This window comes from Quisquiliibacterium sp., assembly GCF_982640115.1.
This window is the reverse complement of sequence record NZ_CEXFHW010000017.1, coordinates 1-12756: the sequence shown is the minus strand read 5'-3', so window position 1 is coordinate 12756 and position 12756 is coordinate 1. Positions and strand designations below refer to the sequence as shown.

Below are 12756 nucleotides of genomic sequence, written 5' to 3'. Positions count from 1 at the left end.
CGCGGCGCACCGGCGTCGGCACGCCAGGGCCGCAACCTTGGCCGCGCGCGGCGGCCGCTTTCAGGAACCGCGGGTGATCGGCATCTCGACCGCGTCAGCGGCGCCCGGGATGGCCAGGTGCTTGGCGAGTTCGAGCTTGGCGATGGAGTTGCGGTGCACCTCGTCGGGCCCGTCGGCCAGGCGCAGGGTGCGCTGGTGGGCGTAGAAACTGGCCAGCGGGAAGTCCTGCGAGACCCCGCCGCCACCGTGCGCCTGGATCGCCCAGTCGACCACCTTGCAGGCCATGTTCGGCGCGATGACCTTGATCATGGCGATCTCGGCCTTGGCAATCTTGTTGCCCACGGTGTCCATCATGTGGGCGGCCTTCAGGGTCATCAGCCGGGCCTGGTCGATCATGCAGCGGGCCTCGGCGATGCGCTCCTGCCACACCGTCTGGGTGGAGATCGGCCTGCCGAAGGCCACGCGTGAGGAGAGGCGCTTGCACATGTACTCGAGCGCACGCTCGGCCACGCCGATGCTGCGCATGCAGTGATGGATGCGGCCCGGCCCGAGGCGGCCCTGGGCGATCTCGAAGCCGCGGCCTTCGCCGAGCAGGATGTTGTCGACCGGCACCCGGACATTCTGGAAGAGCACCTCCGAGTGGCCGTGCGGCGCGTCGTCGTAGCCGAAGACGCTGAGCTCGCGCTTGATGGTGATCCCCGGCGTGTCGGCGGGCACCACGATCATCGACTGCTGCTCGTGACGGCCGGCCTCGAGGTTGGTCTTGCCCATGAAGATGAAGACCTTGCAGCGCGGGTCGGCGGCACCCGAGGTCCACCACTTGCGTCCGTTGATCACATAGTGATCGCCCTGGCGCTCGATGCGTGACTGGATGTTGGTGGCGTCCGACGAGGCGACATCGGGCTCGGTCATGGCAAAGGCCGAGCGGATCTCGCCGCGCAGCAGCGGGTCGAGCCACTGCCGCTTGAGGTGCTCGGCGCCGTAGCGCTCGAGCGTCTCCATGTTGCCGGTGTCGGGCGCCGAGCAGTTGAAGACTTCAGAGGCGAAGTGCACCCGCCCCATGATCTCGCACAGCGGCGCGTACTCGAGATTGGACAGGCCCTCGGGCACCCGCGGCGAATGCGGCAGGAACAGGTTCCACAGGCCGGCCTCGCGCGCCTTGGGCTTGAGCTCCTCGACCACGCGGGTGGGCTGCCAGACATTGCCGGCCTGGCGGTTGGTCTCGATCTCCTCGTGGAAGCGGTGCTCGTTGGGGTAGATGTGACGATCCATGAAGTCGTTGAGACGCGCCTGCATCTCGCGGACCTTGGGCGAGTAGGTGAAGTCCATCGTGGGTTCCTTTGCGGAGGAGGGAGGAGAGAGGCCCGGGTGAGCGCAGCGGCATGGCGCGGCGGGAACCGGGCCGGGCGGATCAGCCCAGGCGCTGTGCGTAGCGCCAGCCGATCTCGGCCAGCAGCCGCGCCTGGCGGCCGGCATCGGCCGCCTGCGGGCTGGAGGCGGTGCCGTCGAGATGGCGCTTCATGATGCCCTGCAGGATGCCGGCCAGGCGGAACAGGTTGTAGGCGAGATAGAAGTTCCAGTGCTGCTGCACGGCGGCCATGTCGCGGCCGGTGCGCTCGCAGTAGCGGCGGATGTAGTCGCTCTCGGCCGGAATGCCCAGCGCGGCGAGGTCCAGGCCGGCGATGCCACGGAAGTCGGCCGGGTCGATGTGCCAGGACATGCAGTGGTAGGAGAAGTCAGCCAGCGGATGGCCGATGGTGGCCAGTTCCCAGTCGAGGATGGCGATGATGCGCGGCTCGACCGGGTGGAACATCAGGTTGTCGAGCCGGTAGTCGCCATGGACCACCGTGGCTTCCTCGCCCGCGGGGATCGCGCCCGGCAGCAGCGCGATCAGGCGGTTCATCTCGGGAATGGGCTCGGTCTCGGAGATCTGGTACTGCTTGGTCCAGCGCGAGATCTGCCGGGCGAAGTAGTTGCCCGGGCGGCCGAAGTCGCCCAGGCCGGCGGCGTTGTAGTCGACATTGTGCAGGGCCGCCATGACGCGGTTCATCTCGTCATAGATGGCGGCCCGATCCTGGCGGCTGAAGCCGGCCAGACCCTGGTCCCAGAGCACGCGGCCTTCCATGCACTCCATGAGGTAGAAGGCGCGGCCGATCACCGACTCGTCCTCGCACAGGCAGTACACCGCCGGCACCGGCAGCCCCGCCTTGCCGAGCGCTCCGATCACGCGGTACTCGCGCTCGATGGCGTGCGCCGAGGGCAGCAGCTTGGCCACCGGTCCGGGCTTGGCGCGCATGACGTAGCTGCGCCCGGGGGTGTCGAGCCGGTAGGTGGGATTGGACTGCCCGCCCTGGAAGGAGCGGGCGCTGAGCGGGCCGGCGAAACCGGGCAGGTTCGCGACCAGCCAGGCCTCGAGGGCGGCGACATCGAACTGGTGGCGATCGGGGACCTGGACGGTGCCAGGGGGCGGGGTGGCGGACACGATGGCTCCTGCGCGTGGGTTCAGTCGTCGGTGAGCAGCGAGAGGCCCAGGTGGGCGCGCCGGCGCAGCCAGGCGCTGGGCCGGTAGCGCGGCTCTGCGGTGACCCGGTGCATGCCCTCGAGGATCTCGAGGATGCGCGCCGGGCCGAGCCGGTCGCCCAGGGTGAGTGGGCCGGCGGGGTAGCCCAGGCCGATGCGCACCGCGGCGTCGATGTCGGCGGGCGAGGCCACCCTTTGCTGGGCGATTTCGCAGCCCACCGAGACGATCATGGCCACCACCCGCTGGGCGATGAAGCCCGGGCTATCGCGCAGCACGCTCACCCGCGCGCCGTCGGCGGCGAGCAGACCGTGAGCCTGGTCGCGCCAACCTGGCTCGGTGGCGGGGGTGGTCATCATCACGCGGCGCTTGCAGGCGCGCAGACCGAAGGGCATGAGGGTGTCGAGTGCGACGGCGCGCCGGGCATCGAGGCCGCGCACCGCTTCGGTGGCGTCGATGCCCAGCGGCGTGAGCACGATCAGCGAGCCGGGCGCGGGCTGAGCGCCGGTGTCGAGGCTGGCGCCCAGGCCTTCCAGCAGGGCACGCACCGCGGCCTGTGACGGACCCGGTGCCACCCAGGCGCGCAGCCCGCTGGGCACCGGCGGCAGGGCGGGCTCGGCCAGGGCCGGATCGGCCACCACCGCACCCTTGTCATAGCGGTAGAAGCCCTGGCCGGTCTTGCGCCCGAGCATGCCCGCGGCCACGCGCTGCGCGCCGATCACCGAGGGCTTGTAGCGCGGCTCTTCGTAGTACTGGTGGTAGATGGACTCCATCACCGGATGGGAGACATCGAGGCCGGTGAGGTCGAGCAGTTCGAAGGGGCCGAGCTTGAAGCCCTGGCCGTCGACCTGCACCTGCTCGCGCAGGATGCGGTCGATGTCGGCGTGGCTGGTGACGCCCTCGCCGAGCGCCTTGAGCGACTCCGGCCCGAAGGCGCGGCCGGCATGGTTGACGATGAAGCCGGGCGTGTCCTGGCAGACCACCGGCAGATGACCGGCCGCGCGGGCCAGGGCCGAGAGCCGATCGAGCACCGAGGGCTCGGTGCGGGGCCCGCCGATCACCTCGACGATGCGCATCAGCGGCACCGGGTTGAAGAAGTGGTAGCCGCCGATGCGCTCCGGGCGCTGGCAGGCCGCGGCGATGGCGGTGACCGAGAGCGAGGAGGTGTTGGTGACGATCACCGCGTCGGGCGCGAGCAGGGCCTCGAGGGACTTGAACAGCGCCTGCTTGATGTCGAGCCGCTCGATCACCGCCTCGATGACCAGGTCGCAGCCGGCAAGGCCCTCGAGGGTTTCTGCCGCTGAAATCCGGGCTTGCGTGGCGGCCGCGGCGTCGGCCGCGAGCTTGCCCTTGTCGACCAGCTTGCCGAGCGTGTCGGCGAGCTGCGAGAGCGCGGCCTGAACCGCCGCGGGCTGGGTGTCGAACACCACCACCGGCGTGCCGGCCTGGGCGAAGAGCTGCACGATGCCGCGCCCCATGGCGCCGGCGCCGACCACGCCGATCCGCTGGAAAACCGAACTCAATTGGGTGTCTCCGATCCGCTGTTGCTGGTGAAGGGATTGTAAAGGACCGGTACGGGGCGGCCTTTTGCCGGGAACTGTCTGGCGTAGAGTGGGCGCCGCAAGCCGTGAATCCGGATCAGGCCCGCCCCAACCCACAAGGAGACTTCGATGATCACGCTGGTTGGTTTTGCCGTCAGCAACTACTACAACAAGGTCAAGCTCGCCTTGCTCGAGAAGGGCGTGCCCTTCACCGAGGAACTGAACTGGGCAACCAAGGACGAGGCCACGCTCGCGCGCAGCCCGCTCGGCAAGGTGCCCTTCATCGTCACCGAGCACGGGCCGCTGAGCGAGTCGCAGGTGATCGTCGACTATCTCGAGCAGGCCTACCCCGAGCACCCGCTGGTGCCGGCCGACGCCTATCAGGCTGCCAGGCTGCGCGAGCTGGTCACCTACATCGAGCTCTACCTCGAACTGGTGGCGCGCCGCCTCTACAAGGAGGCCTTCTTCGGCGGCAAGGTGGCCCAGGAGACCAAGGACGAGGTCCGCGCCGAGCTCGAGAAGAACATCCCGGCCTTCGCCCGGCTGGCGAAGTTCGCGCCCTTCGTGGGCGGCGCCAGCTTCAGCATCGCCGACTGCTCGGCGCTGGTGTGTCTGCCCACGGTGTCGATGGCCACCAAGGCGATCTACGGCGAGGACATGCTCGCCGGTCTGCCGGTGCGCGACTACCTCAAGGCGATGGGCGAGCGCGAGTCCATGAAGCGGGTGGCAGCCGACCGCAAGGCCAACCAGGTGCTGGCCGCGGCCCGTCGCTGAGGGCGGGGCCCGGCGAACCCTGCGATCAGGCCGTCGCGGCCTCGCGCTGGAGTTGCTCGCGCTGGTCGGCAAGGTCGAGCCAGCGCATCTCCAGCGATTCCTTCTCCTGCCCCAGCCGGGTGCGCTCCCGGCCAAGGTCTGCAGCGCGGGCGGGGTCGCGATAGACCGCCGCATCCGAGAGGGCTGACTCGATCTCCGTCAGCCGCGCATCGATGGCCTGCAGTCGGTTCTCGCTCTGCTGCAGCTCGCGTTCCAGCGGGCGCAGTCGCTCGGCGAGCGCCGATCGGCGGGCCGCAGCCAGGCGGCGTTCCTCGCGGCGATCGGTGCGGGCGACGCTGCCGGCCTCGGCGATGGACTGTCCGTTGAGCGCGGCTGCGCCACCACTGCCGGCGCCGTTACCGTCTGCGGCAGTGCCCCCGCGGGCGGCGGTTTGTCCCGGCCCGCGCTGCAGCCAGGTCAGGTAGTCATCCAGGTCGCCCTCGAAAGGCTCGGCCAGACCGTCGTGCACCAGCACGAACCGGTCGACACTGGCCCGCAGCAGGTAGCGGTCATGCGAGACCAGCAGCAGCGCGCCGTCGAAGTCGGCCAGGGCGTCGGTGAGCGCGTCGCGGGTGGCGCCATCGAGGTGATTGGTGGGTTCATCCAGCACCAGCAGGTGAGGGCGGGTGCGCACGATGGAAGCCAGCACCAGCCTCGCCTTCTCGCCGCCGGACATCGGCCCGATCGGGCGCAAGGCGTCTTCGCCCGCAAAGCCGAAGCGGCCAAGCTCGTCGCGCAGCGCCGACTCCTTGGCCTGCGGGCTGGCGCGCTGGAAGAACGACAGCGGGCTGTCGTCATCGCGCAGGCTCTCCACGCCGTGCTGCGCGAAGTAGCCGATGCGCAGCGAGCGGGCCGGTCGGCACTCGCCGGCCAGAGCGGGCAACTCGCCCACCAGGGTGCGCACCAGCGTGCTCTTGCCGGCGCCGTTGCGGCCGAGCAGACCGATGCGCGCACCGCGCTCGATGGTGAGCGAGACGCCGCGCAGCACCGCCGTCTCGCCGTAGCCGGCATCCAGATCGCGGGCCAGGATCAGCGGATCGGGCGAGTCGCCCGGGTCGGGCAGGGTGAAGCTGGCGGCGCGGGCCATGCGCAGCGGCGCGATCTCGGCCAGCCGCTCGAGCGCCTTGATGCGGCTCTGCACCTGACGCGCCTTGGTGGCCTGGGCGCGGAAGCGGTCGATGAAGGCAGTGAGGTGGGCCACCCGCGCCTGCTGCTCGGCCTGCTGGCGCTGCTGCTGGGCCTGCCGCTGGGCGCGCTGGAGTTCGGTGGCCGAGTACCCGCCGGCATAGCGCACCAGGGTCTGGTTCTCGAATGACAGCGAGGCCTGGGCCACCCGGTCGAGGAAGTCGCGGTCATGCGAGACCACGATCGCGGTGCCGGGATAGCGGGTGAGCCAGCGCTCGAACCAGACGATCGCGTCGAGGTCGAGGTGATTGGTGGGCTCGTCGAGCATCAGCAGGTCGCTGGGCAGAAAGAGCGCGCGCGCCAGGTTCAGGCGCATGCGCCAGCCGCCCGAGAGCGCGCCCACCGGCTGTTCGGCGGCCTGCTCCGAGAAGCCCAGGCCGGCGAGCAGCTCCTTCACGCGGGCATGGGCCGAGGCATCGCCGCGCTCGGCGAGCGCCTCGTGCGCGGCGGCCAAGGCCATGCCGTCATCGGCCGCCTCGGCCGAGGCCAGCGCCACGCGGGCCGCCAGCAGCGCGGTGTCGGCCTGCTCCACGAATCGCCAGGCGGGCAGCTCGCCGCCGGGCACATGCTGCTCCAGGCGCACCACCCGCATGGGGGGCTGTTCGATGTCGCCGGCGTCGGTGTGCACCTCGCCCGCCAGCGCGGCCAGCAGGGTGGACTTGCCGCAGCCGTTGGGTCCGATCAGGGCGATGCGCTCGCCCGGCGCGATGACGGCATCGGCGTTCTCGATCAGCGGTCGGCCGCCGCGCGAGAGGGTGATGCGACGCAGACGGATCATCGGGCCGACCGCTGGCGGGTGGGCGGCGGCATCATCCGCCGCGCCAGGCAGCGAGGGCCGCGCGGGTGATGGCCACGATCAGCTGATCGCCCGCGCTCACCGGCACATAGCCGAACTCCAGCCCGGGGAAGGCCGCCTCGAAGTGCTCGGCTTCATGGCCGATCTCGACGACCAGCAGGCCATCGGGTGCGAGCCGTTTCGGCGCCTCCTTCAGGATGCGCGCGACCAGGATCATGCCGTCCGGGCCACCGGCCAGCGCGCCCATTGGTTCATGGCGGAACTCCGGTGGCAGCACGGCCATGGAGGCCGCGTTGACATAGGGCGGATTGCTCAGGATGAGGCGATAGCGGCGGCCTGGCAGACCGGCGTACAGGTCGCCCTGATGCAGTTCGATGCGCGTCGCAAGCCCGTGCAGCGCGAGATTCTCGGCCGCGAGTTCAAGCGCTTCGGCCGACAGATCGGTGGCATCGATGCGGGCCTGCGGAAAGCGCAGCGCCGCGGCGATGGCAATGCTGCCGCCGCCCGTGCACAGATCGAGGACCGACACGGGCTCGGGCTCGGGCAGCCAGGGGTCGAGGGCGCCGTCCAGGGCCTCGACCAGCACCGAGCGCGGAATCAGCGCCCGCGGGTCGGCCTTGAAGCGCAGCCCGCGCAGCCAGGCCTCGCCGGTGAGGTAGGCGGTGGGCAGGCGTTCGGTGCAGCGGCGCTCCACCAGGTCGGCTACGGCCTGGCGTTCGGCCGGCAGCAGTTGCGCGTCAAGGTGGGGCTCGGGATCGTCCAGGGCCAGGCGCAGCGCCCAGAGCACCAGCCAGGTGGCCTCGTCGCGCAGGCTGTCGGTGCCGTGGCCCAGCGCAACCCCGGCGGCGGCCATCCGGGAGCAGCCCCAGCGGATGAGGTCGCGAACCGTGCGCAGGTGGTGGGCGGCGTCTGCGGGCCCGGGCACCGGGCCGAGCGGCTGGGCCAGCGGCTTGCCGGGCGGCGCCGGGGGAGCGTCAGGAGTGACGCCGCTCATCGCGGAAAGGCCGCGTCGTAGCTCTGCTCCGAGAAGCCGATCAGCAGCCGGTCGTCGGCCTCGAGCACGGGGCGCCTGATCAGGAGCGGGCTGGCGAGCAGCGCCTCCGACAGGCTGGCGGCGTCGACGATCGCGCGGCGCTGGGCCTCGGGCAACTGGCGCCAGGTCTGGCCGCGGCGGTTGAGCAGCGCATCCCAGGGGACGCGCGCCAGCCAGCGTGCGATCAATGCCTCGGTCACGCCATCGGCGCGCAGGTCGTGCCAGCCCACAGTCGCGCCGCGGGCGCGCAGCCACTGGCGCGCCTTGCGGCACTGGTCGCAGGTGTCGATGCCGTAGAGGGTGGGTGTCATGAGGCGGAGGCCGTCGGCCGGGGCGCGAGACGGGTCGCCACTCTACGCGAATTCCGGGGATGCCGGCGCGCAACGCGGTCGATGGTCGTTGCGGGGGGCGCTTCGTGGTGCCTACCGAATATGCATGATGTGTCAACCGTCTGACGGATCTACCTTGAACGGGTACTGAGCCCGCTCAACGCGGTGCGCCCTTCTTCCCGGAGATTTTTCATGCCCCGCCCGTCCCTGATCGGTGCGAGCGTGCTCCTGTGCGCGCTTCATCTTGCCTGGCCTGCTGCCCAGGCCCAGTCCCAGACGCGGGGCGCCCCGGCCACGCTGGCGCCGGTGGAGCGCTTCGAGGTGGTGGGCAACACGCTGTTGCCGCAGGCAACGATCGACACGCGGCTGGCGGCCTTCAAGGGGGCCACCACCCTGGTGCGGCTGCGCGAGGCGGCCGCGGCGGTGCAGGATCTGTACCGCGACGCCGGCTACGGCGGGGTGATCGCGTTCCTGCCGGAGCAGCAGGCCGCGCCGGGGCAGATCCGCATCCGGGTGGTGGAGGGCAAGCTCAGCCTGGTCGAGGTGGCGGACAACCGTCAGTTCAGCGCCGAGAACATCCGCGCGAGCCTGCCCTCGCTGGTCACAGGCGTCACGCCGCGGGTGCGCCAGATCGACGCCGAGATCCAGATGGCCAACGAGAGCCCGGCCAAGGAGGTCAAGGTGCTGCTCGAGCCGGGTCAGGCGCCGGGCAGCGTGGCGGCGCGGGTGATGGTGCTGGAGCAGCCGGTGCAGCGCTGGACGGCGCGGCTGGACAACACCGGAGTGGGCAACACCGGGCAGTGGCGCAGCGCGCTGGGCTGGCAGCACGGCAACCTGTTCGGCCGCGATCATGTGCTGGGCACCGAGGTGCAGACCGCGCCGGCCAACCCGAGCAAGCTGGCGGTGTTCAGCGCCGCCTACCGGGTGCCGCTGTATGCGCAGGCCAGCGCCCTCGACGCGTATGCGGCCTGGTCGGATGTGGACGGTGGGCGCTCGAGCACGGCGGCGGGCGATCTGCTGTTCTCGGGCAAGGGGCGCATCGCGGGGCTGCGGGCCACGCGCTATCTGCCGCGGGTGGGCAATGTGGACCAGCGCGCCAGCCTCGGGGTGGAGCAGCGCGAGTTCATCAACCAGTGCAGCATCGAGGGCTTGCCGCCGGGGGCGTGCGGGCCGGCGGGGGCCAGCGTCACGGTGCGCCCGCTGGCGCTCGGCTACACCGCGCAGGCCGAGGGCGACACCCGCTTCGGTCTCAATGTGTCGGCGCACGCCAATCTCCAGGCTGGCGGCAGCCACGCCGGGGCGGCCGACTTCACCGCGGTGCGCCAGGGCTCACGGCCCGACTACCGGGTGCTGCGGGCCAACGGTTTCGTGGCCCGCTCGCTCAGCGACTGGGGCGTGCTCGGTTTGCGGATGTCGGGTCAGACCACCGACCAGCCGCTGGTGCCGGGCGAGCAGTTCGGCATCGGCGGCAGTCTGTCGGTGCGCGGCTACCTCGAGCGCGAGGTGCTGGGCGACACCGGGCTGCAGGCCTCGCTGGAGCTCTCCAGCACGAACCTGTCGCCGCGGATCTCCGAGGCGCTCAGTCGCACCGAGCTGGTGGTGGTGGGCTTTGCCGATGCGGCGATGGTGCGCAACCAGCAGTCCGATCCCTGCCTGATCGGGCGCAGCAGCTGCACGCTGGCGGGCGCGGGGGTGGGGCTGCGCGCCACCTGGAGCGCCGGCGACCAGATCCTGCGCTTCAGGCTCGATCTGGCGCAGGCCCTGAAGGACGCCTACCGCACCCGTTCGGGTGACTGGCGCCTGCACGGCAGCCTGTCCATCACGTTCTGAGACCTGTCAATCCGGCGCCTGCGGGCGTCGGGCCCTGATCCATCCCGATATTCCCAGCGTGCTGCCAATCCGGAGCCAGCCATGTCGAACAACGTTTCCCGTGCCCGTTCCCTGCGTCCTGCCGACGGTGTCGTGCCGCGCCCCGCGGCCCATGGCGCGTCGCGCCGCGCTGCCCCGCACCTGAACACGCTTGCCCACGCCCTGCTCGGCGCGGGCTTTCTCAGCCCGCTGCTCATCGCGCTGCCGATGCCCGTGCATGCGCAGGCCCTGCCCAGCGGCCTGCAGGTGATGAGCGGCCAGGCCAGCGTGAGCACCCAGGGCGCGCAGATGACGGTGCGCAACAGCCCCAACGCCATCCTGAACTGGCGCTCGTTCTCGGTGGGGGCCGGCCAGGGCGTGCACTTCGAGCAGGCCTCGGCAGCCAGCAAGGTGCTCAACCGGGTCACCGGCGGGGAGTCCTCGCAGATCTTCGGTGCGCTCACCAGCAACGGCCAGGTGTGGCTGCTCAACCCCAACGGGGTGCTGTTCGGGCGCGATGCGCGGGTGGATGTGAACTCGCTGGTGGTGTCCACGCTGCGTCTGAATGACAGCGACTTCCTCGCCGGGCGCTACCGCTTCACGGCATCGGCTCCGGGCGCCACGGTGCGCAACGAAGGCGCCATGGCCTCGGCCCACGGTGGGCAGGTGGTGATGATCGGCGAGCGGGTGGAGAACGCCGGCAGCATCACCGCGGCGGGCGGCGCGGTGGGGCTGGCCGCGGCCAGCAGCGTGGAGCTGGTGGACACCGGGCTGCCCAATCTGGCGGTGCGGGTGCAGGTGCCGGCGGGTCAGGCGCTGAACACCGGGCTGCTCAGTGCGCCGGGTGGGCGGGTGGATGTGTTCGGGGCCATCGTCAACCAGCAGGGCATCGTGCGGGCCGACAGCATCGGCACCGATGCCGCGGGGCAGGTGGTGCTGGGCGCCAGTCAGGGCGTGACGCTGGCCGAGGGCAGCGTCACCAGCGCCGACGGCGGCACGGGCGGTACGGTGCGCGTGGATGCCGGCCAGGGCACGGCGAGCGTGGCGGGCGCGATGTCGGCGCAGGGTGCCACGGGGCAGGGCGGTCGCATCGATGCGCTGGGCGCGCGGGTGGAACTGCTCGGGCAGGCGAGCCTCGATGCCTCGGGGGCGGCCGGTGGCGGCGGCATCCGGGTGGGTGGCGGCTACCAGGGGCAGGAGGCCGATGTGGCCAACGCGGCGCTCACCACGGTGGCCCCCAATGTGCGCCTGGCGGCCGATGCCCGCGCACGCGGCGATGGCGGGCGGGTGATCGTGTGGGCCGATGACACCGCGCGGGTGCATGGGCACATCAGCGCGCGCGGCGGCCCGCAGGGCGGCGATGGCGGCTTCATCGAGACCTCGGGCAAGCGGCTGCTGGAGGTGACCCGGCCGGCCGATGCCTCGGCGCCGGCGGGCAGGGGTGGCACCTGGTTGCTGGACCCGACTGACGTCACCATCGGGACGATCAACCTCAATGTCATCGGGGAACCCAACTATGTGCCCATCTTCGAACCCGCGTCGGTCTCCGCGGCGGCGATCAGCACCGCGCTGAGTGCAGGCACCAGTGTGTCGGTGACCACCGGCGCAAGCGGCAGCCAGGGGGGTGACATCACGGTGGCCTCGGCGATCACCATGTCGGGCAGCACCGACGCCACCCTCACCCTCAATGCGCACCGCGACATCAACCTGAACAGCAGCATCATCGCGAGTGGTGGCGCCGGAAAGCTGAATCTGACGCTGAACTCCGATACCAGCGGCAGCGGCACAGGTCGCACCTATCTGCGTAGCGCTACCGTGGGGCTCAATGGCGGCGCACTCACCGCCACCAGCAACGGCGGCAAGGTCACGCTGGTGAACGGCAGCACCTTCACCTTCAACAACGGCAACGCCACGATCGGGCAGTTCAACCTTGATGGGGGAACCCTGAACGGCACCGGCAATCTCACCGTGACCGGTGCGATGAATTTCACGACCAACAACGTCACCATTGGTGGCTCCGGCACGCTGACCACACAGGGCACCACCACCCTGAACATGTCGCTTTCCGATCGCTGGGTTGCGCTGGCCAATACCCGCGAGTGGATCAATCAGGGAACGGTCAACATGTCGGGGGATGATTATTTCGTCCTTCTGGACAGCTCGAAATTCACCATTGCTTCGGGCGCAAGTTTCAACTACACCGGCGCAGATCCAGTCACGCCAAGCGGCAACCCCGGGCCGGGAACCGCCACCGCCGCGTCCAGATGGACGAACCGGGGTACGATCACCATCAATTCGTCCAATCCGCTGCAGGATAACGGCTTCACAGACAGTACTTTCGACAACTTCGGCACTGTCAATTTTCTGACCCGGTTTGCACTCACCGCGCCGGCATCCACTGCCGACACCGGTACCTACAACATCGCCAACGGCTCGCAATTCACCCTTGGCGGCACCCGTACCTTCGACACCGCCTCCCGGATCAGCGGCGCCGGCACCCTGATCGTTCAGGCCGGTACCCAGACCGTCAACGGCGCCATCGATGTGAGCCGATTCCAGATGACCGGCGGCACGCTCAACGGCACAGGCAGTTTCACAGTGGGCAGCAATTACTCGCGGACCGGCGGTACGCTGGGCACGACCTTCTCCGGCATCAACATCACCCAGGCCTCCGGGAATCTCACGCCGGGTTT

General features: G+C 70.4%; 9 protein-coding genes. 3 read left to right on the top strand and 6 right to left on the bottom strand.

Annotation, left to right across the window (positions count from 1 at the left end; all coding sequences use genetic code 11):
* Positions 1-60 precede the first annotated feature (60 nt).
* The 3 genes from AC2H6A_RS03615 to AC2H6A_RS03605 all read right to left on the bottom strand — a co-directional run bounded on the left by AC2H6A_RS03615 (position 61) and on the right by AC2H6A_RS03605 (position 4041).
* A complete protein-coding gene (locus AC2H6A_RS03615; RefSeq protein ID WP_484271771.1) occupies positions 61-1329 on the bottom strand; it encodes an acyl-CoA dehydrogenase family protein in 1269 nt (422 codons plus the stop codon).
* A gap of 82 nt (positions 1330-1411) precedes the next feature.
* Complete coding sequence (locus tag AC2H6A_RS03610) at positions 1412-2482, bottom strand: phosphotransferase (protein WP_484271770.1); 1071 nt, start codon at positions 2480-2482, stop codon at positions 1412-1414.
* A 20-nt stretch (positions 2483-2502) separates the two neighbouring features.
* Positions 2503-4041 (bottom strand): 3-hydroxyacyl-CoA dehydrogenase, encoded by a 1539-nt coding sequence (locus AC2H6A_RS03605; protein WP_484271769.1) that lies wholly within the window; start codon positions 4039-4041, stop codon positions 2503-2505.
* A 147-nt stretch (positions 4042-4188) separates the two neighbouring features.
* On the opposite strand from AC2H6A_RS03605, the gene AC2H6A_RS03600 reads away from it, so the two are divergent.
* A complete protein-coding gene (locus tag AC2H6A_RS03600; protein ID WP_484271768.1) occupies positions 4189-4833 on the top strand; it encodes a glutathione S-transferase family protein in 645 nt (214 codons plus the stop codon).
* Positions 4834-4858: 25 nt separating this feature from the next.
* On the opposite strand, the gene AC2H6A_RS03595 is transcribed toward AC2H6A_RS03600, so the two are convergent.
* From AC2H6A_RS03595 to AC2H6A_RS03585, 3 genes are read right to left on the bottom strand one after another with little or no spacing between them, the layout of a single operon-like run.
* Positions 4859-6835 carry an ABC-F family ATP-binding cassette domain-containing protein gene (locus AC2H6A_RS03595; RefSeq protein WP_484271767.1) on the bottom strand — a complete coding sequence of 659 codons (1977 nt, stop codon included), beginning with the start codon at positions 6833-6835 and terminating at the stop codon, positions 4859-4861.
* A gap of 31 nt (positions 6836-6866) precedes the next feature.
* Positions 6867-7847 carry a 50S ribosomal protein L3 N(5)-glutamine methyltransferase gene (gene prmB / locus AC2H6A_RS03590; protein WP_484271766.1) on the bottom strand — a complete coding sequence of 327 codons (981 nt, stop codon included), beginning with the start codon at positions 7845-7847 and terminating at the stop codon, positions 6867-6869.
* On the bottom strand, positions 7844-8197 hold the full coding sequence (locus AC2H6A_RS03585; RefSeq protein ID WP_484271765.1) for a Spx/MgsR family RNA polymerase-binding regulatory protein: 354 nt from the start codon (positions 8195-8197) through the stop codon (positions 7844-7846). Before AC2H6A_RS03585 ends, prmB begins: the two co-directional genes overlap by 4 nt.
* Positions 8198-8407: 210 nt before the next feature.
* Here AC2H6A_RS03585 and AC2H6A_RS03580 point away from each other — a divergent pair, with 210 nt between their 5' ends.
* Both AC2H6A_RS03580 and AC2H6A_RS03575 read left to right on the top strand, forming a co-directional pair.
* Positions 8408-10045, top strand: coding sequence for a ShlB/FhaC/HecB family hemolysin secretion/activation protein (locus AC2H6A_RS03580; protein ID WP_484271764.1), 1638 nt, complete (start codon positions 8408-8410; stop codon positions 10043-10045).
* Between the two features lie 81 nt (positions 10046-10126).
* The coding region (locus AC2H6A_RS03575) for a two-partner secretion domain-containing protein (RefSeq protein WP_484271763.1) at positions 10127-12756 on the top strand (2630 nt) is incomplete at its 3' end.